Annotated in this window: 19 protein-coding genes and 1 pseudogene; 3 read left to right on the top strand and 17 right to left on the bottom strand. The window is 64.7% G+C overall.

Features of this window, described 5'->3' with window-relative positions:
- Positions 1–118: 118 nt before the first annotated feature.
- The 8 genes and pseudogenes from ABIB73_RS09805 to ABIB73_RS09770 all read right to left on the bottom strand — a co-directional run bounded on the left by ABIB73_RS09805 (position 119) and on the right by ABIB73_RS09770 (position 8,907).
- A complete protein-coding gene (locus ABIB73_RS09805; protein WP_354223444.1) occupies positions 119–910 on the bottom strand; it encodes a fumarylacetoacetate hydrolase family protein in 792 nt (263 codons plus the stop codon).
- Positions 911–994: 84 nt separating this feature from the next.
- Positions 995–1,813: an alpha/beta fold hydrolase gene (locus ABIB73_RS09800; RefSeq protein WP_354223442.1), complete on the bottom strand. Its 819-nt coding sequence runs from the start codon at positions 1,811–1,813 to the stop codon at positions 995–997.
- Positions 1,813–2,601, bottom strand: coding sequence for an SDR family oxidoreductase (locus ABIB73_RS09795; protein ID WP_354223440.1), 789 nt, complete (start codon positions 2,599–2,601; stop codon positions 1,813–1,815). The genes ABIB73_RS09800 and ABIB73_RS09795 overlap by 1 nt, the downstream gene beginning before the upstream one ends.
- 43 nt (positions 2,602–2,644) lie before the next feature.
- Positions 2,645–3,616 carry a Bug family tripartite tricarboxylate transporter substrate binding protein gene (locus ABIB73_RS09790; RefSeq protein WP_354223438.1) on the bottom strand — a complete coding sequence of 324 codons (972 nt, stop codon included), beginning with the start codon at positions 3,614–3,616 and terminating at the stop codon, positions 2,645–2,647.
- A 40-nt stretch (positions 3,617–3,656) separates the two neighbouring features.
- Entirely contained in the window at positions 3,657–5,093 is a 1,437-nt protein-coding gene (locus ABIB73_RS09785; protein ID WP_354223436.1) for an MmgE/PrpD family protein, read from the bottom strand.
- Positions 5,094–5,110: 17 nt separating this feature from the next.
- A pseudogene (locus tag ABIB73_RS09780) lies at positions 5,111–6,551 on the bottom strand (MmgE/PrpD family protein).
- Positions 6,541–7,575, bottom strand: a complete 1,035-nt coding sequence (locus ABIB73_RS09775; RefSeq protein ID WP_354223434.1) for a PdxA family dehydrogenase — start codon at positions 7,573–7,575, stop codon at positions 6,541–6,543. The pseudogene ABIB73_RS09780 and the gene ABIB73_RS09775 overlap by 11 nt, the downstream one beginning before the upstream one ends.
- Positions 7,576–7,593: 18 nt before the next feature.
- Positions 7,594–8,907, bottom strand: coding sequence for a cation:dicarboxylate symporter family transporter (locus ABIB73_RS09770; protein ID WP_354223432.1), 1,314 nt, complete (start codon positions 8,905–8,907; stop codon positions 7,594–7,596).
- A gap of 134 nt (positions 8,908–9,041) precedes the next feature.
- On the opposite strand from ABIB73_RS09770, the gene ABIB73_RS09765 reads away from it, so the two are divergent.
- Positions 9,042–10,010, top strand: coding sequence for a LysR family transcriptional regulator (locus ABIB73_RS09765; protein WP_354223430.1), 969 nt, complete (start codon positions 9,042–9,044; stop codon positions 10,008–10,010).
- Between the two features lie 61 nt (positions 10,011–10,071).
- The gene (locus ABIB73_RS09760; RefSeq protein ID WP_354223428.1) at positions 10,072–10,971 is read left to right on the top strand and encodes a LysR substrate-binding domain-containing protein; all 900 of its coding nucleotides are present in this window, start codon (positions 10,072–10,074) and stop codon (positions 10,969–10,971) included.
- Positions 10,972–10,973: 2 nt separating this feature from the next.
- Here ABIB73_RS09760 and ABIB73_RS09755 read toward each other — a convergent pair whose 3' ends face one another.
- The 8 genes from ABIB73_RS09755 to ABIB73_RS09720 form a co-directional block, all read right to left on the bottom strand.
- Positions 10,974–12,464, bottom strand: coding sequence for an amidase (locus tag ABIB73_RS09755; protein WP_354223426.1), 1,491 nt, complete (start codon positions 12,462–12,464; stop codon positions 10,974–10,976).
- 15 nt (positions 12,465–12,479) lie between these two features.
- On the bottom strand, positions 12,480–13,277 hold the full coding sequence (locus ABIB73_RS09750) for an FAD binding domain-containing protein (RefSeq protein ID WP_354223425.1): 798 nt from the start codon (positions 13,275–13,277) through the stop codon (positions 12,480–12,482).
- A gap of 11 nt (positions 13,278–13,288) precedes the next feature.
- Positions 13,289–15,676 carry a xanthine dehydrogenase family protein molybdopterin-binding subunit gene (locus ABIB73_RS09745; RefSeq protein ID WP_354223424.1) on the bottom strand — a complete coding sequence of 796 codons (2,388 nt, stop codon included), beginning with the start codon at positions 15,674–15,676 and terminating at the stop codon, positions 13,289–13,291.
- A 2-nt stretch (positions 15,677–15,678) separates the two neighbouring features.
- Positions 15,679–16,167, bottom strand: coding sequence for a (2Fe-2S)-binding protein (locus ABIB73_RS09740; RefSeq protein WP_502918420.1), 489 nt, complete (start codon positions 16,165–16,167; stop codon positions 15,679–15,681).
- 23 nt (positions 16,168–16,190) lie between these two features.
- Positions 16,191–17,294 (bottom strand): ABC transporter ATP-binding protein, encoded by a 1,104-nt coding sequence (locus ABIB73_RS09735; RefSeq protein ID WP_354223421.1) that lies wholly within the window; start codon positions 17,292–17,294, stop codon positions 16,191–16,193.
- 7 nt (positions 17,295–17,301) lie between these two features.
- Positions 17,302–18,192: an ABC transporter permease gene (locus ABIB73_RS09730; protein ID WP_354223419.1), complete on the bottom strand. Its 891-nt coding sequence runs from the start codon at positions 18,190–18,192 to the stop codon at positions 17,302–17,304.
- Positions 18,189–19,067, bottom strand: coding sequence for an ABC transporter permease (locus ABIB73_RS09725; protein WP_354223417.1), 879 nt, complete (start codon positions 19,065–19,067; stop codon positions 18,189–18,191). The genes ABIB73_RS09730 and ABIB73_RS09725 overlap by 4 nt, the downstream gene beginning before the upstream one ends.
- 80 nt (positions 19,068–19,147) lie before the next feature.
- Positions 19,148–20,497 (bottom strand): ABC transporter substrate-binding protein, encoded by a 1,350-nt coding sequence (locus tag ABIB73_RS09720; protein WP_354223415.1) that lies wholly within the window; start codon positions 20,495–20,497, stop codon positions 19,148–19,150.
- Positions 20,498–20,799: 302 nt separating this feature from the next.
- Between ABIB73_RS09720 and ABIB73_RS09715 the strand changes: the two genes are divergently transcribed.
- Positions 20,800–22,230 carry a glycosyl hydrolase family 79 N-terminal domain-containing protein gene (locus ABIB73_RS09715; protein ID WP_354223413.1) on the top strand — a complete coding sequence of 477 codons (1,431 nt, stop codon included), beginning with the start codon at positions 20,800–20,802 and terminating at the stop codon, positions 22,228–22,230.
- 6 nt (positions 22,231–22,236) lie between these two features.
- On the opposite strand, the gene ABIB73_RS09710 is transcribed toward ABIB73_RS09715, so the two are convergent.
- Entirely contained in the window at positions 22,237–23,538 is a 1,302-nt protein-coding gene (locus ABIB73_RS09710; RefSeq protein WP_354223411.1) for an MFS transporter, read from the bottom strand.
- Positions 23,539–23,749 lie beyond the last annotated feature (211 nt).

The following is a 23,749-nucleotide window of genomic DNA, read 5'->3' as shown; positions in this document are numbered from 1 at the left end:
CAACGATCAAGCCATGCCGCAACATCTTGCGCCTCCAGGGTTGGACGAACCGCCGACAAGCTGGCGGTGCGCCTCCTCGTCCCGTTCTTTCGGAGAGAGGCGAAAAGAGCTACCGCTGCTAGACGATCTTGATCGACATGTCCGGCAAGCCCTCGAGCTTGCAGAGCAGCACGTCGCCCTTCACCACCGGCCCGACATTTTCCGGCGTACCGGAATAGATGATGTCGCCGGCCTTCAGTTCGAACGCTTCCGAAAGCTTTGCGATCTGCTCGGCGACGCTCCAGATCATCTTGCTGAGGTCCGAGCTCTGCTTCACGGTGCCGTTGATCGCGAGCGAAATTGCGCCCTTGTCGAAGTGGCCGGTCTTGCTGGCCGGATGGATCGGGCCGAGCACAGCGGCGTGGTCAAAGCTCTTGCCGATCTCCCACGGCTTCTTCTCCGCGGCCATGCCGTTCTGGAGATCGCGCCGGGTCATGTCGAGGCCGAGTGCGTAGCCGTAGACATGCTCGAGTGCCTTCTCGGCCGCGATGTTGGTGCCACCCGATTTCAGCGCGGCGACCAGCTCGACCTCGTGATGATAGTTCTTGGTCAGCGACGGATAGGGATGATCGGCGACCTCGCCGATCGCGACGTTCTGGATCGCGTCGGTCGGCTTTTGGAAAAAGAACGGCGGCTCGCGGTTCGGATCCGAGCCGCGCTCGATCGCGTGCGCAGCGTAGTTGCGTCCGATGCAGTAGATGCGGCGGACCTGGAACACGTTGGTCTCGCCGACGATCGGGATCGTGACCATCGGCACCGGGAAGATCGGCTTCGGTCCGGCCTGCGCTGCCGCCGGCGCGCTATCTGCGATACCCGCCGCGGTCATCGCGGCTGCGGCAGCGAGCACGTTACGTCGAGTGGTTCTTGTCATGGCTTTACTCCCTGATTTTTGGCCTTTTCGGACGCTAGTCATAGAGAAGAACGATGGGCGGGCCAATGGCCTGCCCAATACGCCTTAGGTCGCGACGCGATCGAAGAACGCACGAACTTTCTGCGCGCAGACGTCGGGGTCAGTGGCCGCAACGTGATAGGAATCGCCGGGAAGCACCTCAAGCTTCGAGCCCGGAATCGTCTCCTGCCACGCCTTGACGGAATCGACGCTGCCGAGCCCCGAGCCGGTCGTTGTGATCACGAGCGTCGGGCGCTTAATCGCCGGAAGCTCACCGGTGACATTGACGGTCGGCACCATCTTGAGGAATGCCTCCAGCGTCGAAGCCCTGGTCTTCGACATCAGCTTGATCCACCAGTCGAGCGCCGCCGGCGGCAGCGACGAGCCGAGCCGACCGGCCGTGGTCTCGCGCACCCAGGCTTCCACGCCCTGCTCGCGGATCTGCTTGCGCCAGGTCGGCGCCCGCTCGGAGAACGACGTCAGCGAGGCCGGCGTGCCGACCGCGGCGAGCGCGATCACGCGATCCGGATGCTTGGCCGTGAGATGCATCGCCAGCGTGCCGCCGATCTTGCCGCCGACCAGGAAGACGCGTTCGAACTTCAGCGCATCCAGCATACGGATGATATCGTCGCCAAGACCCGCGAAGCGATAGACGTAATCGCCCTGCATCGGCGTCGAATCGCCATAGCCGCGCAGATCGGGGCGCACCACGAGATGATGCGTGGCGAAGTACGGCACCCAGCGCCGGAACGCCTCGCCGCTCTCGGCAAGGCCATGCAGCATGACGACCGGCGGTTTGGTGTCCCACGGCAAGAGATAGTCGTCGATGCGAACCGCAAGCTCGCAGTCGTCGCTGACACCGATCTTCCGCAGTTCGCTAGCCATCAGATACACCTCGTTCCACCGCCATCGACATTGATGCAGGTACCCGTAATGAAAGATGCGCGATCTGAGCAGAGGAAGGCAACAAGACCGGACACCTCGTGCGGTTGCCCGACACGCCCGAGCGGCACCGAGGCAATGGCAGCAGCATTTGCCGCGCCCGGATCCTGCCCCGCAATCGCCGCGCCCTGGGAGACCAGGCTGTCCCAGCGATCGGTCTGCACCGGACCGGGATTGACACCGGTGACCAATACGTTGTCGGGCGCGCATTCTTCGGCGAGCGCCAGCGTGAAGTTCAGGAGCGCTGCATTGACCGCACCACCCGCGAGGTAAGCCGCCCGCGGCTGATGCCCGCTGCGGCCGATGATGTTGATGATGCGGCCCCAGCGGCGATCGCGCATCGCCGGCAGAACGCTCCGCGCGCAACGGACATAGCCGAGCAGCTTCAGCTCGATCGACTTGGCCCAGGTCGCGTCTGGCGTCTCAGCGATCCGGCCCATCGGCGAGGCGCCGGCATTGTTGACGAGGATGTCGATACGGCCGAAAGCGTCGCGCGCGGTGTCCATTGCCCGTGCGATATCATCGGGGTTTGTCATGTCGCCGGCACAGGCGATCACACGCCGGCCCGTATCCCGCGACATGTCCTGCGCCGCCGCAGCAAGCCGCCCGGCGTCGCGCGCAACGATGACGACATGCGCCTGCTCGCGCGAAAGCTCGGCGGCGATCGCCCGGCCAATGCCGATGCTGCCGCCGGTGACGACGGCAACCTTGCCGCCGAGATTTAGATCCATGCCGCCCTCGCCCGTTGCCAGGCTGTTACCGCACCCATCTCGCCTAGTCCACCGTGGCGCCGGAAGCCTGGATGATCTTGCCCCACTTCGTGGTCTCCTCCGTCATGAACTGTCCGAAGGCGGCTCCGAACACCGCGCCAGGCTCGGCGCCGAGTTCGGCAAGCCGCTTCCTGACGTCGGGCATCGTCAGGATGATTTCGAGCTCGCTGCTCAGCTTGGCAAGCACCGGCGCGGGCGTCCTTGCCGGCGCCACCAGTCCGAACCAGGATGAAGCCTCGAAGCCGGGAACGGTCTCTGCCACCGTCGGCACGTCAGGCAACGCGTCCGCGCGCTTTCCACCGGCAACCGCGATCGCATTGATCGCCTTGCCCTGGACCTGCGGCAGCACCGCGGGCATGTTGTCGAACATGAACGGGATTTGCCCTGCGAGCAGATCATTCATCGCCGGCGCGGCACCGCGATAGGGCACGTGCACGATATCGATGCCGGCCATGCTCTTGAGCAGCTCGCCCGCAAGATGATTGGTCGAGCCGATGCCGGACGAGCCGAAATTCAGCGTGCCGGGCTTGGCCTTGGCAAACGCGATCAGCTCACCGACGTTCTTCGCGGACACCGACGGATTCACGACCAGCACGATCGGAACGGAGGCCACCAGCGCCACCGGCGCAAAGGCCTTGGCCGGATCGAACGGCAGCTTCTTGTAGAGCGAGGCGTTGATCGTCAGCGGCGGCGGCGCGGTCAGCAGCAAGGTGTAGCCGTCGGCCTCCGCGCTCGCGACCGCTTCGGCGCCGATATTGCCGCCGGCGCCGCCGCGATTTTCCACAATGAAGGTCTGGCCGGATCGCTCGGCGAGCTTCTGCGCGACGATGCGGGCGATGATGTCGTTGGAGCCACCTGCCGGGAACGGCACAATGATCTTGACGGGACGGACGGGATAATCCTGAGCTACCGCGGCGCCGCAGAACAGAACGGCCGCACAGGTGGCAAGAAGGGAGCGTCGGAGAACCCCGCGCATGGGCATTTCCTCGATGTTTGTCTTGTTATTGATTGTTGCATTACGCGGTCAGCAATGGCCTTAACTTTCCGACGTCGTCAAGCCGTTCGAGATCGCCGATCTGCTGGATCAGTTTCTCGGCCCTGTCGGCGCCCAGCACCGGCGCGATCAGGTCTCGCGTCTTCGCCGCCACCGCTTCCGTGCTCAGCGGGTTTTCCTTGGTGCCCGGCGGATATTTGGTGAAGTGCTCCACCTTCTTGCCATCGGTCAATGTCACTTCGACGACAGCGCCGCGCGGCGCAGCCGGATCCATCAGCGCCTTGTCACCAGCCAGCGTCACCTTGTCGCGCTGCGCCAAGATCCTGGGATCGTGCATCAACGCGACGTCGTGGCTGTCGTTGAACGAAACCGCGCCCTTGACCAGCGCGACCGCCACGAGGTGCTGGCAATTGACGTCGGGCATCGCGCTTTCGCCGACGATCCCCATCGCGTCGGTCGGCAGCTTGACCAGGATGCTGCGGACATCGTCCGGGGTGAGGCCATACTGCTTGCGCAGCGTCAGCATCGCATCGAGCGGCGACTGGATGGGATAGCCGACCGAAAAGGTCTTGATCGCCGTCTCCGTGACATAGAAGCGGCTGCCGAGATCCTTCACCATCTCCTCCGGCTTCGGATCGGTCGAGAGCGCAATGAAGAGATTGTGGGTGCCATCGAGCACGTCGTCGACGCCGGTGAGACCGTTGTTCACCATGTCGACGGCCATGACGCCGTTGCGCGCGCCCATGCCCGCAAAGTCGAATGCCTTTTCGATATGGTCGTGATCCTTGACCCAGCTCCACAGGCCGGACACCTGCTGCGACGAATAGGAGATCGCATAGCGCATCCCCTTCTCGTCCAGCCGCGCCAGCGACGCGGCGGCGCCCAGCGCACCGAAGGTCGACGACGTGCCTTCGGCGCTCCGGTGCGAACCGCGCACGAGATCAGGGCCCAGGGCCATCAGCAGGCGGCAGGTCAGGTCGTAGCCGAGCGCAACCGCACGGATGACGTCCTGTCCGCTGCGATGCTCGCGCTCGCCAAAAGCGAGCGCGGCGGGCACCACCGAGCATCCCGGATGCGCCTTGGTGACGGGCTCGAAATCATCGGTCTCGTCGGCATGGGCGCACATCGCATTGGCCAGCGCCGCGTTGACCGCCGTGGTGCGGAAATCGGAGCCGACGACGGAGGCCTGCGCATCGCCGCCGAGCGTGCGAACATATTTCAGCGCCATCTCGCCCGGCTTCATCCGCGAGCCTGACACCATGGCGCCCAGCGTATCGAGAATTCGGTGCTTGCATTCGCGCAGCACCTGTTCGGGCAATTCCTGATCGCGCGCAGCGACCATGTAGCGCGCAAGCCGTTCGGTGACACCCGGGCCCGCCGCACGGACCGTGCGGCGGCCGGTTGCAGCCAAAGCGGCAATCGAGCCGGCGGATTGAAGGAAACGGCGGCGTGACGGCATTCCTATGGACTCCAGAATCAGGACGAGACCGACATCTTGGCGATTTCCGCCGCGTTGGCCAGACCTTCGACGTTCCAGCATGCATCCATGACACGGCGGATCATCGCTGCAGGAATAATGCCCTCGGCAAGATCGGAGAACTTTGTCTCGAGCTGCTTGTCAGTCATTGGCACCTCGACGCTGCCGATGGCGTGCTCGATGTAGCGGTTGAGCTTGCGCCCGTCCTTGAGCACGATGGTGAGATCGACCTGCTCCGGCTTGATGCCGGGCGTGATGACCGGATTCACCTTGCCGCGCAGCGCGACGATGGTCGGATCGGTCACGGCGCGGTCGCTGAACTGCTTCTCGCCGCCGGCGCCCTCGACGATCGCGACCGCCACTGCATGATATATACTGAATTTGCCTTCGAGGCCCTGGCTCGGCGTCTTCTTGCCGGTGAGCTCCAGCACCAGCGGGTGGACCTTGAGGTCGACACGCTCGATCTGGTCCGCTGTCACCTTGTTCTCGTTGCGGAGCTGGATCGCGGCATCGATCGCCGGATGCATGACGATGCCGCAGGCGAACGGCTTGTAGGTGTTGAGCGCGGCCTCGTAGCGCTTGCCGAGATCGCCCAGAATCTCGTTGTAGTCCTGCTTGGTGCTGATCGTGTTGGCCCAGCCACGCTTAGCCTCGATCATCGCATCGGACGAGGTGAAATTCTTCGAGGCCAGGATCGCCGCGAAGATGCCGCTGGAGGCAGCACGACCCGGATTAAAGCTCTTGTTCATCGATCCGAACGATTCGCGCAGGCCCACCGGCTGGGAGGCAGCCAGACCCAGCGCCCATGTCATCTGCTGCTCGTTCAGCTTCAACAGCTTGCCGACGGCGGCAGCCGAACCGAACACGCCGGCCGTACCGGTGATATGCCAGCCGACATCGTAGTGGTTCGGATAGACCGAGTTTCCGATCCTGCACTCGGTCTCGACGCCGAGCACCAGAGCGTTCAGGAAGTCCTTGCATTTCCGACAGCGCGATGATGGCCGAAGCCACCGGGCCCGCAGGATGGATGATGGTCTTCAGATGCGTGTCGTCATAGTCGAAGATGTGGCTCGACACGCCGTTGATGAAGGCCGCGTTCATGATGTCGAACCGCTCGCGCCGCCCGAACAGCGAGGCCTGCTGCGGGCCCGAGAACGGGCCGAGGGCCGCGACCGCGATGTCGACCGTCTGGTGATGCGAGCCGCCGATGGCGACGCCGACCCAGTTCAGTAACGTGCGGACGCCCTCTTTCCGGACATTGGCCGGCAGATCGTCATAGCTCGCGGTGACGAGATAGTGCGCCAGTGCACGCGTCACGTCCTTTGGCGGCGCAGCCGCGGGTACCGCGGCCGGCGCTTGTGCGAAGGCAGCATTGGTGCCGACGGTGGCGAGCGGAAGCGCGGCCGCCGCCTGGAGCAGGGTCCTGCGATCAGTGTGCATAGGCAGCCTCCTTGACCTTGATCGAGACGAGTTGCGCGGCCAGACGGACCGCACTTTCGAGTGCGCCGGTCTTGGCCACGCCCTGGCCGACGATATCGAATGCCGTGCCGTGCGACGGCGTGGTGAAGACGGTCTCGAGACCGGCGGTGACGGTGACGCCGCGGTTGAAGCCGCGCAGCTTGGTCGCGATCTGGCCCTGGTCGTGATACATCGCGACCACGCTGTCGAACTCGCCGGCAAAGGCGCGGATGTAGACAGTGTCGGCGGGATATGGCCCGGTGCAGGCGATCCCCGTCTTGGCGGCAGCTTCGACGGTCGGCCGGATCATCTCGATCTCGTCGCGGCCGAACAGGCCGCCCTCGCCGGCATGCGGATTGAGGGCTGCGACCGCGATGCGCGGCTTGGCAACGCCGGCCTTCCGCATCATCCGATCCACCAGCTCGATCGCATCGGTGATGCTCTCAGGATGGATGCCATCCAGCGCCTCACGCAGCGACTGGTGTCCGGTGACGCGCGACATCCAATGGCCGTCCAGCACGTTCATCTCGGAGAAATAGCTGGTGTGCCCGAGCAGGCTCGCGAACATCTTGTGCTCGTCGGGAAACTTCCAGCCGCCGTCGAACATCGCCCGCTTGTTCAGCGGCGCGAAGGTGATCGCATCCACCTCGCCGGCCTTGGAGAAATCGATCGCGCGCGACAGCGTCTCGGCGGTCAGCCGGCCCGATTCGGCGCTGGCCTTGCCGATCGGGAATTTCGACGGATCGGTGTTGCCGAGATCGACGAGTTGCACGGTACCGCGGCCCCAGGAGGCCGCCTTGGGCGAGGCAATCCGCTCGATCTTCAGCTTCACGCCGGCATGCGCCATGCCCATTTCGAGCACGCGGGCATCGCCGACTACGACGAGGCGCGCGACATCCGCGAGCCGGTCGTCGGAGAGGATGCGCGCGATCTGTTCGGGGCCGATACCGGTGCAATCGCCAGGGGTCAGCGCGATGACGGGCAGTTCATTGGTGTTGGTGGCCATATTGGAAACCTTGGATCCTTACTTCGCTTGTTGGATTTTAGCGGCGGACTGGGCCCAGTCCTCCCGGTTGAATTCCCCATCCCACTTCGCAACCACGATCGAGGCGACCGCGTTGCCAATGGTGTTGGTGATGGCGCGGGCCAGCGACATGAAGCGGTCGATACCGAGCAACAGCGCCAGTCCCTCCGCGGGCAGCCCGGCGGCGACCACAGTCGCGGCGAGTGCGGCGAACGCACCGCCGGTGACGCCGGCCGCGCCCTTGCTGGTGAACAGCATCACCACGAACAGGCTGAGCTGCTGCGCGGCGCTGAGCTCGACACCGTAGACCTGGGCGACGAAGATCGTCGAGAGCGGCAGCGTCAGCGCGACACCGTCGAGGTTGAAGGAGTAGCCGGAGGGAATGACGAGGCCGGCGACCGCGCGCCCGACGCCCGCCTTCGGCAGCTTCTCCATCATGCCGGGGATGGCGGTTTCCGACGACGAGGTGCCGAGCACGACGAGCAGCTCGGTGCGCAGCAGGCGCAGGAGGTCCATCAGGCGAATGCCCACCAGGCGACAGATCGTACCGAGAACGACGAAGATGAAGAACGCCATCATCGCCCAGGCGGTGCCGACCAGCAGCGCCAGCGCATAGAGCGTCGCGGCGCCGAACTTCGCCACAGTGAAGGCCATGGCGCCGAAGGCGCCGATCGGCGCCAGCGCCACCACGACATGGACGACACTGAACACGAGCTCGGTCACGCGCTCCAGGCCGGTGCGCAGCGGCCCGGCCTTTTCGCCGAGCAGTAACAAGCCAATGCCGCAAAGCAGCGCCAGCACGAGCACCTGGAGCACGTCGCCGCTCGCAAATGCGCCGACAAAGCTTTCGGGGATCATGTGCTGGATATAGGCCGACAGCGATCCGACATGGGCCTGCGAATAGCGGGCGACCGCCTCGGCCTGCTGCGCGGTGGCATGGGCCACGCCGGCGCCGGGCTGGACCCACCGCACCACGACGAAGCTGATCAGCAGGCAGATCGTCGTCACGACCTCGAAATAGGCGAAGGCCTTGAGCCCGATGCGGCCCACCGCCTTCATGTCGCCGACCTGCGCGATGCCGGTTACCACGACCAGGAAGATCAGCGGCGCGATCGTCATCTTGATCAGCGAGATGAAGACATCGCCGAGCGGCTTGAATTCGACCGCAACGGTCGGCAGCAGGAAGCTGAACAGCGCGCCGAGCGCGGCGCCGGCGACCACCAGGACATACTGCTCGCGCCAGAGCGGCTTGCGGCGCCCTTCGGAGACCGGGCTCGATATGGGCTCGGATAGCGGAGTTGCGGCGATCTGCAATTGATTTCCTCCAACGCATCGTCGCGCCATGCGGAGTGGCGCCTTGTTCTGGTTTTGCGATGCCGTTTACATTGGACCAGCAGCGCCCGAGGCGCTAATGCCGTATCGGTATGATTTGAGGACAAAACGTTATTATGGACCTGGTCTGGCTGGAGGACTTCGTTGCCATCGCCGAGGAGGGCGGGTTCTCCCGCGCCGCCGAGCGACGGCACGTGACCCAGCCGGCTTTGAGCCGCCGCATCAGGTCGCTCGAGGAGTGGCTGGGAACGCAGCTGTTCGAGCGCTCGACGCACACCATCACGCTGACCGCTGCGGGCGAAAGCTTCCGCCCCGTCGCGGAGGACGTGTTGCGCCGGGTCCTGGTCGGCCGCGAGGAGGCTCTCGAAGTGGCGCGGCTGAAGGCCGAGACCATCACCTTCGCGGCCACGCATTCACTGTCGCAGACCTTTTTTGCGGAATGGATCCGCAACTCGGACAGCGCGCGCGCCGGCGCAGCGGTTCAGCTGGTCGCCTCCAATTTTGCCGGCTGCGAGAAGCTGCTGCTGGACGCGCAAGCTCACTTCATGCTGGCGCACTATCATCCGTCGCTGGTGAGCCGGCTCGATATCGACCGCTTCCAGCGCGTCGATCTCGCGACCGACGTTCTGGTCCCGATCAGCGCGCCGGTCGCCAAGCCGACCCGCGGCGCACGCCGCAGCAGGAAGGCGCAGCCTCGTTACGCTCTCCCCGGCGCATCCGGTGCACCGCTGCCCTATCTCGCCTACCACCCGGGCTCGGGCGTGGGACGACTTGTCACATCGTTCCTGGCGGCGAAGGATCCGACGGCCTGGCTCGTTCCGGGCTTTGCCGCACCGGTCATGCTGCTGATCGACATGGCGCGCGAGGGGCGTGGCGTAACCTGGGCGCCGATGAGCCTCGTCCGCGCCGATCTCGACGGCGGCCGTCTGCTGCGAGCTGGCGGCGGGGAGTGGGATATTCCGATCAGCGTTTCCCTGTTCCGCACGCGCGCCCGCATGACCCGGGCGGCCGAGACTTTCTGGAATGCGGCGCGCAAGGGCCGGCCGGGAGGAAAATCCGCAGGCGTGGCACCACGGGCGAGGTGACGTCTGCGCCGGCCCTCCCTAGCATGGAACTTGCATAAATTCTGGGCGACATGGACGCCGCATGAACCTCATCAGTCTCGACATCCGTATGCTCCGGTCGCTGATTTCGGTGGTCGAGACCGGTAGCATCACCGAGACCGCGCGACGGCTGGGCCGCACGCAGCCGGCCATCACCCTGCAATTGCAGCGGCTCGAGGAGCTCACCGGCAAGCAGTTGTTCGAGCATAGCGGCCGAAGGCTGATATTGACCGACGACGGCACCACGGTTCTCACCTACGCCAAATCCATCCTGCGGTTGCATGACGAGCTGATTTCGCAACTGGCGTCGCAGGAGATCGAGGGTCAGGTGGTGCTCGGCACGCCCGACCTCTACGCGGCGTTCATGCTGCCCTCGATCCTCAGCGTGTTCCGAAAATCCTTTCCGCGCGTCCAGGTCGAGCTCAACTGCGCGCTCTCGACACCGCTGGTCGGCCTGGTCAAGCGCGGCGACGTCGACATCGCGCTTGTCACCCGCATGAATGATTTCACCGGCGGCCAAGTGGTGCGGCGCGAGCAGCTGGTCTGGATGACCGGCGAGCAATCCTCGGCGCATCAGGAACGCCCGATCCCGCTTGCACTGCTTCCGCCCGGCAACATCTATCGCGACTACGCCATCGATACGCTGGAACGTGCAAGCCTGCGCTGGCGCATCGCCTGCGTCAGCGAAAGCGTCGGCGGCCTGCAAGCCGCAGCCTTTGCCGGCATGGCCGTCACCGTGCTCGGCCGCAGCGCGCTGGTGCCGGCGATGCGCGAGATCGGGCCAAATGAAGGTCTGCCGCCGCTGCCGAAGATCGAGCTTCTGCTCTACAAGTCGAGCGGCGCGACATCGAAGGCGGCGACCGCGCTACACGATTATCTCGCGCATTATCTGCGCCTCGACGAAGAACTCAGCGGCAGGGGTGCGCCGATCGAGTTGTCCTAGCTCTACGCCTTGGTCCGCGTGCGTCCCTTCTCGCCGATCGCCAGCGACGGCCAGAACTTTGCCCAGGGCTGCGCCTGCTCGAACGCCGCAGCGATGCGGAAGATCGTGGGCTCGTCGAGCCAGGGCGCGACGATCTGTAGACCGATCGGCAGGCCATCGCGGTCGAAGCCGCAGGGCAGCGTCGCGGCCGGAAGGCCGGCGAGGTTGATCGGCCACGTGAAGGGCGACCAGCCGAGATGCGGGTCGACCGAGCCACCGTCGATCTTGTCGACGCCGATCTGGCCGGCCTCGAACGCGGTCACCGCGACCGTCGGCGTCACCAGCGCATCGACGCGCTCGAACAGCTTCAGGAACGCGTTGCGCGCCTGGCCGCGACGAAATCCGGCTTCGATATAGTCCGTGCCGCTGTAGTGACGGCCAGCGCTGACGACATCGCGATAGTCGGCTTCAGAGCCTGCGAGATCGGCCGTGGTCTTGGCCGCCACTGCCGCCGCCTGCTCGGTGAAGGCGATCGGCTTCAGCGTGTGTTCGAGAATGCCAGGATCTAGGCCGGGGCCATCCATGGTGACTTGCGCGCCACAGGAGTCGAGAATGGCCAGCGCCTTGTTGAAAGCCGCGCGCACGTCGGGGCTGACGGCGGCGTAGCCGAAATCGACGCTGGCGCCGATGCGAATACCGTTCAAGGCCGCCGCGTTGGTATCGAAACGGCGCGGCGACACCGGCAGGCTGGCGGGATCGCGCAGATCGTAGCCCGCTATGATCTCCAGCGTCAGCGCGGCGTCCGCGACGGTGCGCGTGATCGGCCCGGTATGGGCAAGCGAAGCCCAGGACGGCGGCGAGAAGCCGGGCGAGCGTGGCACCAGGCCGAAGGTCGGCTTGAGACCGAACACGCCGCAGAAGGACGACGGCACGCGGATCGAGCCGACGCCGTCGGTGCCGATCGCGATCGGCCCGCATCCGGCGGCAACGCCCGCCGCCGCGCCGCCGCTCGATCCGCCGCTGGTGCGGCCGGGATTCCAGGGATTGCGCGTGGTGCCGGTGACCGGGCTATCGGCCGTCAGCTTGTAACCGGACTCGCAGGTCGTCGTCTTGCAGGTAATGATCGCACCGGACGCCTTCAGCGCAGAAACCACGGCGGCATCGACCTCGGGCACGAACGCCTTGTTCATCGGCGAGCCGCCATAGGCCGGCACGCCCGCGACGAAGACGAGGTCCTTGATCGTGACCGGCACGCCGGCGAGCGGCCCCTTAGCCTCGCCCGCACGCATCTCTTTCGTCACACGGTCAGCCTCCGCCCTCGCCTGCTCGTACATCGGCGTCACCACCGCGTTGCAGGCGTCATTCGTCACCTCGAGCGCGGCGATGGTGTCGTCGACGACATCGCGCGGGGTGAACACCTTGCGCCGGTAGCCGGCCATGATCTCGGTTGCAGAGAGCGCGCCAAGGCCAGTCGGCGCCGGCGGGAAGGCCGTTCGGCCGGAACCATCAGTCATCATGAACCCTAAGAGCTAGCTGAGCGCCGCGTCGACGGCGCGCTTGGCCATGACCGTGACGAGATGCGCACGGTAATCGGCTTCGGCATGGATGTCGGAGGTGAGGCCGTCGGTATCGATCTTGATCGCCGCGATCGCGGACGGATCGAAATTTTGCAGCAGCGCTTCTTCCATCGGCGGCACCCGGAACACGCCCGAACCTGCTCCAGTCACAGCCACGCGAACGCCATCGGCAGATTTCGCAACGAACACGCCAACCAGCGCATAGCGCGACGCCGGCGCCTTGAATTTTGCGTAGCCGGCCTTGATCGGCACGGGAAAGCGGATTGCCGTGATGATCTCGCCCGGTTCAAGCGCGGTCTCGAACAGGCCGAGGAAGAACTTATCGGCCGCGATCTCACGCGTACTTGTGACGATGGTCGCACCTAAGCCGAGCACGCCGGCAGGATAATCGGCCGCGGGATCATTGTTGGCGACCGAGCCGCCGATCGTGCCGCGGCTGCGCACCGCAGGATCGCCGATCATGGACGCGAGCGCGGCCAGCCCGGGGATTTTCGTCTGCACCAGTTTTGAGGCGGCCACCACGGCATGAGGCGTCATCGCGCCGATGGTGATCGTGGCACCGTCATCGGTGATGCCTTTGAGGTTTGGCAGCTTTGAAAGATCGACCAGCGCCATGGGACTTGCCAGCCGCTGCTTCAGCGTCGGGATCAGTGTCATACCGCCGGCGACGAGCTTGCTGTCCTCGATCGAGGTCAGCAGCTTGGCCGCGTCCGGAATCTGGTCGGGCTGGTGATAGGCAAACGGTTTCATTGTTGTCCTCCCTATTCCGCGGCAACCGGCAGCGACGCGTTCTGAAGCAGGCGCCAGATCCGGTTCGGCGTCGCCGGCATGTCGACATGGGTGACGCCGAGATGCGACAGCGCATCGACCACCGCGTTGATGACGGCGGCCGGCGAACCGATAGTGCCGACCTCGCCACAGCCCTTCACACCCATCGGCGTGTGCGTGCACAGCGTAGAGTGGGTCGCGACGTTCATCATCGGCATGTGATCGGCGCGCGGCATGCAGTAGTCCATCAGCGAGCCCGACAGCAGCTGGCCCGAGCTCTCGTCATAGACTGCGTTCTCGAACAACGCCTGGCCGACGCCCTGCACGATGCCGCCGTGCAACTGGCCCTCGACGATCATCGGGTTGATGACGGTGCCGACGTCATCCACCGCCGTGTAGTTCACGAGCGTTACCGTGCCTGTCTCAGGATCGACCTCGACCTCGGCGATGTGGCAGCCGCCGGGATAGGTGAAATTGACGGGATCGTAATAGGCCTGCTCCTCCAGCCCCGGCTCCAGCACTTCGAGCGGGTAATTGTGCGGCACGTAGGCGGCGCCTGCGATCTCCTCGAACGTCTTGATGCGGTCCGTGCCCGCGACCGAGAAGTTTCCGGCCTCGAAATGGATGTCGACTTCGGCCGCTTCGAGCAGATGAGCGGCGATTTTCTTGCCCTTCGTGATGACCTTGTCCGTCGCCTTCGACAGCGCCGCGCCGCCGACCACCAGCGAACGCGAGCCATAGGTGCCCATGCCGAACTGCACGCGGTCGGTATCGCCGAACACGATATCGACATTCTCAAAGGACACGCCGAGCTTTTCCGAGACGATCTGCGCAAAGGTCGTCTCGTGGCCCTGGCCGTGATTGTGGGTGCCGATCATGACCGTCACCTGGCCTGTCGGATGCACGCGCACCGTGGCGCTCTCATAGAGGCCGCCGCGTGCGCCCAGCCGTCCCGCGAAGCGCGACGGTGCGAGACCGCAGGCCTCGACATAGGTCGAATAGCCGAGCCCCCGGAATTTGCCCTTGCTGGCCGATGCCGCTTTGCGCACGCCGAAATTTTTGACGTCGGCCGCAACGAGCGCGCCGTCGAGGCATCCCATCGGATCGCCGGAATCGTACTGCACGAGCACCGGCGTCTGATACGGATAGGCTTCCTTCGGGATCATGTTGCGGCGGCGAATCTCGACGCGGTCGATGCCCATCTCGCTAGCCGCGACATCGACGATGCGCTCCAGCACGAAGGTCGCCTCGGGTCGGCCGGCGCCACGATAGGCGTCGACAGGCACGGTGTTGGTGAAGACCACCTTCACATTGCAGTAGATCGCGGGCGTGGTGTAGACGCCGCCCAGTAGCGGGCCGTAGAGATTGGTGGGGATGTTCGGCCCGAAGGTCGAGAGATAGCCGCCCATATTGGCGAGCGTGTTGACGCGGAAGGCGAGAAATTTTCCGGTCTCGTCGAGCGCAAGCTCGGCTTCGGTGACGTGATCGCGGCCGTGGCGGTCGGAGACGTAGCCCTCAGAGCGGCTTGCGACCCATTTGATTGGCCGCATGACGCGCTTCGCAGCCCAGGTGATCACGGCTTCCTCGCCATAATGGAACTGCTTGACGCCAAAGCCGCCGCCGACATCGGGCGCCACCACGCGCAGCTTGTGCTGCGGGATGTTCAGCACCAGCGCGCCCATCAGGAAGCGCACGACGTGCGGGAACTGGCTGGTGGTCCACAACGTGAAACGATCGGTGCCGGGTTCGTACTCGGCGATCGCTGCGCGCGGCTCCATCGGGTTGCCGATCAGGCGGTTGTTGACCAGACTGAGCTTGGCGACATGCGCTGCTTTACGGAAGGCGGACTCGACCGCGGCCTTGTCGCCGAGCTCCCAGTCGCAGCAGATGTTGCTCGGCACGTCGTCGAACAATTGCGGCGCGCCGGGCCGGACCGCCTCGAGCACGCCGACCACCGAGGGCAGCACCTCATAGTCGACCGTCAACAGTTCGGCCGCCGCGTTGGCCTGTTCCGGCGTCTCCGCGACCACGAAGGCGACCATGTCGCCGACGAAGCGCACCTTGCCCTGCGCCAGCATCGGGAATGGCGGCTCCTTCATCGGCACGCCCTTGGCATCCGAAATGCCCCAGCCGCAGGGCAGCGAGCCCAGCTTGTCCGCCGCTACATCCTCGCCGGTCAACACCGCGATGACGCCGGGCGCGGCCAGCGCGGCATTCCTGTCGATGCCGCGCAGGATTGCGTGGCCATGCGGTGAGCGCACGAATACGCCCGCCGTCATGCCCAGGCGTTTGATGTCGGAGACGTAATTGCCGCGTCCGGTGAGGAAGCGCTGGTCCTCCTTACGCTTCGGTGACGCGCCGATGCCGACCACATTGCCCATGGTCACTCTCCCTTGGCGGCGTTCATGGCGGCGGCGCCGGCCATCACTGAGACGACGATGTTCTGGTAACCGGTGCAGCGGCAGATATTGCCTTCGAGACCGTGGCGGACATCGGCCTCCGTCAGGTCCGGCTTCTCGGCCGCAAGGACCACCGCCGTCATCAGCATGCCGGGCGTGCAAAAGCCGCATTGCAGGCCGTGATGCTCGCGAAACGCCTCCTGCATCGGATGCATCCGGTTTGAGCCCGGTGCGCCCTGGAGGCCTTCGATGGTGAGCAATGTCGCGCCGTCGAGCGCGGGCGCCAGCAATGTACAGCTCTTCACGGGCAGGCCGTTAAGATGAACCACGCACGCTCCGCACTGGCTGGTGTCGCAGCCGATATGGGTGCCGGTGAGGTTGAGCCGCTCGCGCAGCAGCTCGGCGACGAGCGTCGCCGGTTCGACATCCACCGTGGTTGGCCGGCCGTTGAGTGTGAAGGATATCTGCACGATCATACTCCTGTGCGCGACGGGTCTTAGGCGAGTGGAAGCGCGCTGCCGGTGGCCCATGTGGCCATCACGACGTCGCCGACGGTGAAGGGATCTGCGAAGAAGGTCTTTTCCGGCACGTAGGCCACGAACTCGTCGTCCGGCACGGTGTCGAGCATGACTTTGACGAAATAGCCCTGGTATTCGATCGCAAGCACCCGGCTCGGCAGCGACGTGGTTCCAGGTGGCAACTCCCTCCCCGGCCGGACCAGCGCGACGTTGTCACGGCGCACGGCGATATCGACCTTGTCGCCGACGCTGACGGTCGAGCGTGCCTGAAGCGGCACTTCAATGCCCGACGGAGCCGCCTGCGCGAGCGTAAAACTCGCACCATTAACCTTTTCGACGCGCCCCGACAGCACGTTCTGCCCGCCCATGAACTCGGCGACATAGCGGTCGTGCGGGTGAGCGTAGACGTCGCGCGCGGCACCGGCCTGCTTGATCCTGCCTTGCTCCATCACCACCACGAGATCGGCGAGCGCGATTGCCTCGAGCTGGGTGTGGGTGACATGGATGAAGGTGATGCCGAGCTCCCGCTGCATCCGCCGCAGCTCCTGGCGCATCTGCACGCGAAGCTGCTCGTCGAGCGCCGACAGCGGCTCGTCCAGCAGCAGCACCCGCGGCTCGGTGATCGCCGCTCGCGCGAGCGCGACGCGCTGCTGCTGACCGCCGGAAAGCTGCGCAGGCAGGCGGTCGGCGAATTGCGTCAGCCGCACCTTCTCGATCATGGCATCGGCGGCGCGCAAGCGATCGGCCTTGGACATGCCGCGCACCCGCAGCGCAAAGGCGATGTTGTCGCGCACGGTAAGATGCGGAAACAACGCGTAGGACTGGAACATCATCGCGGTGCGGCGCTGCACCGGCGCCAGCCCGACGACATTCTGGCCGCCGATCACGATCTCGCCCGCGGTCGGATCATCATGACCCGCGATCATGCGCAAGATCGTGGTCTTGCCGCATCCGGAGGGGCCGATGAAGCAGCAATAGGCGCCGTCGGCGATCTTGAGATTGACGCCGTCGACCACGTAGGTCGCGCCGTCAAAGCTCTTGCAGACGCCTGCCAGTTCGATATCGCCGCGATCGCTCTTCATTCCCAACTCAACCCTTTGCACTGCTGCCGCGCCTTTTTTGGATCAGCACGATGCTGCCCAGGCTCGCACCGATGACGATGAAGGAGACGATGGTCGTCACCGTGCCGAGCGCGTAGAGCGAGGGCGAAGTGACGTTCAACGTCATGCTCCAGATCTCGAGCGGCAGCGTGTTGAGTGAACCGGCGGTCTGGAGGCTGCGCGCGAACTCGTCGTAGGACAGCGTGAAGCCGAACAGTGCGACCGCGACGAGGCCGGGCGCCAGCACCGGGATCATCACCAACCGGATCGACTGCCAGCGGCTGGCGCCGAGATCGTAGGCCGCCTCCTCCCAGACGTGATTGAAGCGCGACATCACCGCGAACATCACCAGCACTCCGAACGGCAGCGTCCACGACAGCTGCGCACCGAGCGCCGAGGTGTACCAGCTTGCATTGAGCCCAAGCGCCTGAAACAGCAGTCCGGTGCCGAGACCGAGCACGAGGCCGGGCGCAACCAGGCTGCCGATCATCATGTAGAAGACGACGGTGTCACCGCGAAAACGCTTGCGAAAGCCGAGCCCGGCGAGGAAGGAGACCACCACGGTGATGATGGTGACGATGACCGCAAGCTTGATCGAGCGATCGAACGAGCCTTTGACGTCGCCGGTCCGCACCTGGGTGAAGAGATCGACGAACCAGTGCAGCGAGTGGCCCTTCATCGGAAAGACGAGGCCGCCACGAATATCCTGGAACGACAGGATGTAGATGCAGAACATCGGGCCGTAGAGCGCGATCACATAGAGCGCAAACAGCGTCGCCAAAACGTAGAACGTCCAGGGCCGCTGCCCGCGGCTGGGCGCTATCGCCTTGGTCGTCGCTGGCGCGACGGACTCGGGCATGTCGGCGGCAACCGCGCTCATCGCGTGATCTCCTGCCGGATATCGACCGTACGCAGAATGAGCGAGACGATCGCGACAAGTACCAGCGTTAGAAGCACCGCGCTCGCGGCCGCGGTCGGATATTGCAGCACGCCGACGTCTTCGTAGAACGCGCTGACCACCGAGGCCGAGCCGCCGCCGGACATCACCTTGACCACGAAGAAGTCGCCCATCACGATCGAGACCACGAAGATGGTGCCGAGCGCGATGCCGCTCTTGGACATTGGCACCACGATCAGCCGCATGATGTCGAAGCGGCTCGCACCGGCGTCGATCGCGGCTTCGATCAGCTTCTTGTCGATCCGCGCCATCGAGTTGAAGATCGGCACGATCATGAAGATCGTGAGCTGGTGGACATAGGCGATCACCACCGCGAGGTCGGAGAACAACAGAACTTCGAGCGGCTGGCGGATCACGCGCATTGCCAGCAGCGCCTGGTTGATCAGGCCTTCCTTACCCAAGAGTGGAATCCAGGAAATCATCCGGATGATGTTCGAGGTCCAGAACGGCACCGTGCACAGGAGGAACAGGCCGATCGCCAGCAATTGGCTGCGGACGTGGAACACCAGGAAATAAGCGACGAAAAAGCCGATGATGAGCGTGAAGATCCAGGTCAACACCGTGAACTTGATGGTCGCCAGATACAGCTTCAGCGTTAGCGCCGAATGCAGCACATCGAGGTAGCTCCCCAGCGTGAAGTCGGGCGTCAGCCCGCCAAAACCGTCGGTGCCGAAGAGGCTCGCTGCCAGCACGACCAGGATCGGCGCCACGAAGAACGGCACGAGCACCAGCACCAGCGGCGAGACATAGAGCCAACCCGCAAGATTGGCGCGTGATAGACTTGGACTTGGCTGCATATCGGCAAACGCCTCGAAGTCGGCCTTCTCGCACCGGCGCGTTACGGCGCCGGTGCGTGTTAGGTGAGGGAAAGCAGGTTTCAGGCCACCTTGAAGTCGTTCCAACGCTTGTTCATGTAAGCGGCCTCGTCCATCAGCGTGTTCCAGCACGAGATGTTCTTGACGCGGTCGAGGAACGAGCCGCCATCGCGCTTGGTGCCGGTCTTTTCCATCGGCACGCCATAGGGGTCGTTGACCACTTCCGGCGCCGGCTGGCCCTCGTACCAGAACGCCCATTCGGCGGGGGTGAGGAATTTCTTCGCGGTCGACGGCACCGGGCTGTAATAGCCGTAGCGCGCGACAAAGCCGCCCTGCCAGCCCGACAGATACCAGTTGAGGTATTCGTAGGCCGCGTCCAGCTTCTTGCCGGAGAGATGCTTCATCAGGCCCATGCCGTTGCACCAGCCGCGATAGCCTTCCTTGCCGTTCTTGATGTTCACAGGCGCGTAGACGCAGGGAATTTCCTTCACGCGCACAGCCGCAACCGCCGGCGACCACATCGACTGGATCACGACCTCGCCCGCCGCCATCAGCTGCACCGATTGGTCGAAGGTGGTCCAGGTGGCGCGGAACTGGCCCTGCTTCTTCAGCTCGATCAGCTTGTTGCAGGTGAAGTCGATCTCCTCCTTGGTCATGTTGCCCTTGTTGCCGTACTTGATCAGGCCGGCGCTCTCGAAGCAGAGCGCGGCGTCCATGATGCCGATCGCTGGCACGTCGAGGATCGCGGCCTTGCCCTTGAACTTGGGATCAATCAGGTCCTTCCACTCGGTCACTTCATGGCCGACGAGGTCAGGCCGATAGCCGATGGAGTCGGCGTTGTAGACCTGCGGCAGGAAGGTTGCCCATTCAGTGACACCGTCATGCAGGTCGGTCGAGTCGGGCTTGGAGATATACATGGCCTCGTAGGGCGAAATGCCCTGGCGCGGGATCTTGTGGCCGTCGATTTCGCCCTTGGTGAAGATCGGCAGGATGTTGTCGAACTCCTTGATCTTCTTGACCTCAATGCCCTGGATCACGCTACGCTTGGCGGCAAGCTTGGCCTGCCAGCCCTCGAGATCGGCGATATCGACCGTATTAGGCTGGCTTATGAAGCGGTTGATGGCAGCCGAAGTGTCGAGGTTCTGCATCGTCACCTTGAAGCCGAGATCCTTGGCCGCCTGGTCGCCGATCGCCTTCACCACGGAATAGGAGACGCCGACATGGCGCAGCTCGATGTCCTTGATCTCCTGAGCCCAGATGGTCGGGAATCCGCCGATCGCATCCGACCCTGCGGCCACGCCCGCAACCGCCGCGGCGCCCTTCAACAGCGTGCGCCGGCTCAGCTTTTTCGCAGGCTTGTCGCTCGTCCCCGCCGGATTGGCAGTGGATTTCCCCTTGTCCCTGTCAAGCATGGCAACCCTCATTGGTTACGATGAACGCTCGCACCGATCGCCATTGACCGGCTGCGATGTGATCAATTGCGCACGAGGCTATGGGCGGGATCTTGCGAAGTAAAATTGGAAGTAAAAATTCGCCGTATAAACGTGGCTAATGGTTCGGGCCGATGCATTTGCTTTTGGCAGCACGCATAAGAAGGCGTCAGGACGTGCATACAAGCCGGCGGCCCCGGTCGTGCGAGCCCGTCCGCGCGGCAGGCGTGACGACGATCGCGCTGCTGATTGCCGCAACGTTGTGCGCGGCGCGGGCCGGAGACATGTCCATCGCGCCCGCGGACCTGAAGGCTATCGGCACGATCGATACGCGCTTTCAATCCTACAACATCGAGATGGTGGAGGTGACCGGCGGACGGTTCTGGAAGTCCTATCCGCAAACGATGCACACGATCGATGAGCGGAATCGTTACAGCGACAGGCTGCCGATCGATCTTGCCAATGCGCGCCTGCGCAAGCTCGCCGCCGCCTTGTCGCCGGCCTATCTGCGCGTGAGCGGCACCTGGGCCAATGCGACATTCTTTGCCGATACCGACCGCGCTCCGGGCAAGCCGCCTGGATTCGACTCCGTGCTCAGCCGCGATCAATGGCGTGGCGTCATCGACTTTGCGCACGCGGTCGATGCTGAGATCGTCACCTCCTTCGCGATCAGTCCCGGCACCCGCGATGCGGACGGCATGTGGACGCCGAATCAGGCGCAACGCCTGATCGATGCCACGCATTCGCTGGGCGGCCGTATCGTTGCTGCCGAGTTTATGAACGAGCCGACGCTTGCCGCGACGAACGGCGCTCCGCCGGGATATGATGCCAAGGCCTACGGTCGCGACTTCAAGATCTTTCGCGAATGGACGCGGCGCGCCGTGCCGGAGACGCTGATTGCAGGTCCGGGCTCGGTCGGCGATGCGCCGTCGCGGTCAGGGCCGGGCATCACCACGCGCGATCTGCTCGCTGCTTCCGGCCTCGGTGCCGATCGCTTCACCTATCATCACTACAACACGCTCTCGCCGCGCTGTGGCGGTCACGATGATCCGGCGCGGGCGCTCTCTCAGGAATGGCTAGCGCGCACCGACGCGACGCTCGCAACCTATCGGGCCCTGCGCGACGCATTCGAACCGGGCAAGCCGATCTGGCTGACGGAAACCGCGGACGCTGCCTGCGGCGGCAACCGCTGGGACAAGACTTTTCTCGACACGTTCCGCTATCTCGACCAGCTCGGGCGGCTGGCACGGGCCGGCGTCCAGGTGGTGATGCACAACACGCTGGCCGCCAGCGATTACGGCCTGCTCGACGAAGGGACGTTCCGTCCGCGGCCGAACTACTGGGCCGCGCTGCTCTGGCATCGGCTAATGGGAACGATCGTGCTCGATGCGGGCTCAGCCGCCACACCTGATCTCCATCTCTATGCGCATTGCCATCCGGGCGGGCGAGGCGCTGTGTCCGTGCTCGCGATCAACACGTCGCGGCGCGCGTCACACGCGCTAACGCTGTCAGGCCCTGCCCAGCGATACACGCTGCATGCAGCGCGGCTGCAAGCAGCGACCGTGCAGTTGAACGGCAAGGCACTCGCGCTGACCGACGATGACCAGCTGCCGCGGCTCGGGGCGCGCGTGACACCGGTGGGACCGGTCCGGCTTGCGCCGGCCACGATCACGTTCCTGGTATTTCCGGCCGCGGAACATCCCGCTTGCCGGTGATGGCGATCAGGACCTGAGCGTGTCGCGCGCCGTCTCCGGCGCCATCAGCGTTGCGATGATCGTGATGATCGAGAGCGCGATGATGTAGAGCGACACAGGCCAGTAGGAGCCGGCCCAGGCGAGCAGCGCAGCCGCAATCAGCGGCGAGAAGCCGCCGCTTAGCGCGGCCGCGACATTGGCCCCCAGCGACGCACCGCTGTAGCGCACCTGGGTGCGGAACAGTTCCGGCATGAACGCGGCCTTCGGCCCGAACAGCAGTGCATGCGTCAGCGTCATCGTGACGACGAGGGCGAGCGTGATGAGCACCGGCTCCTTGGTGTCGAGGAACCAGAACAGCGGAAACGCCAGTGCCACCGAGAACACGCCGCCGGCGAGATAGAGCGCCTTGCGGCCAAAGATGTCGGAGAGCCAGCCGGCGAGCGGCAGCGTCGCGAACTCGACGATAGCGGCATAGACCACCGCATTCAGAATCACCTGGCGCGGCAGGCCGAGCTTTGTCGTGGCATAGACCACCGTGAAGACGGTGAGGAGATAAGCGAGCCCGACCTCGGAGACCGTGATGCCGATCGCCAGCAGAAAACTTCGCCAGTCGCGGCGGATCACTTCCCACACCGGCTGCGCCAGCACCTCCTTGCGCTCGACCACCTCCTTGAAGTGCGGCGTCTCCGCGAGCTTGAGCCGGACGATGAAGCCGACGCCGACGAGCAAAATGCTGATCAGGAACGGCACGCGCCAGCCCCAGCTCAGGAAATCGGCCTCGGGCAGCTGAGTCATCAGGCCGAAAATGCCGGTCGAGGCGGCAACCCCGACGGGAAAGCCGATCTGCACCAGGCTGCCGTAGAACCCGCGGCGATTGCCGGCATGCTCGGCCACCATGACCACCGCGCCGCTCCACTCGCCGCCAAGCCCGATACCCTGGATGAAACGCAGGATGACGAGGAAGATCGGTGCCCAGACGCCAATCTGGCTGTAGGTCGGCAGGCAGCCGATCAGGAACGTCCCGAACCCCATCGCGATCATGGTCGCGACCAGCATCTTCTTGCGCCCGAGCCGGTCGCCATAATGCCCGATGATGGCGCCGCCGATCGGCCGCGCCACGAAGCCGACCGCATAAGTCGAGAACGCCGCCAGCGTGCCGACGAAGGGATCGAAGCTCGGAAAGAACAGCTTGTTGAGCACGAGGGCTGCGGCGGTGCCGTAGATCAGGAAGTCGTACCACTCGATCGCGGTGCCGAGCGCGCTCGCCCACACCACATGCGCCGTCGTCGATCGCTCCGCCGCGCCGGAGACCCCCGTTGCTGCCGTCATTGCCATGCGCCCCAAAATTCCAGCGGGCATCATGGCCAATCGCGATGAGGCTTGCAACCTGGGGAGGCATTGCCTCCGGCCGAGATCACGATGCGAGATTTTTGGCGCCGCTGCCTCAACCCGCCGTCTTGGCGCCAGCGGAACCTTCATTCGCTATTGACAAACTGATTTGTCAATATCTAATTTATTGTCAGAACAACCGGTCGCGCCA

The organism is Bradyrhizobium sp. F1.4.3, assembly GCF_040548375.1.
In the GTDB taxonomy this organism is placed as follows: Bacteria; Pseudomonadota; Alphaproteobacteria; order Rhizobiales; family Xanthobacteraceae; genus Bradyrhizobium.
Note: the sequence above shows the minus strand (reverse complement) of the source record. Positions and strands in the feature narration are given on the sequence as shown.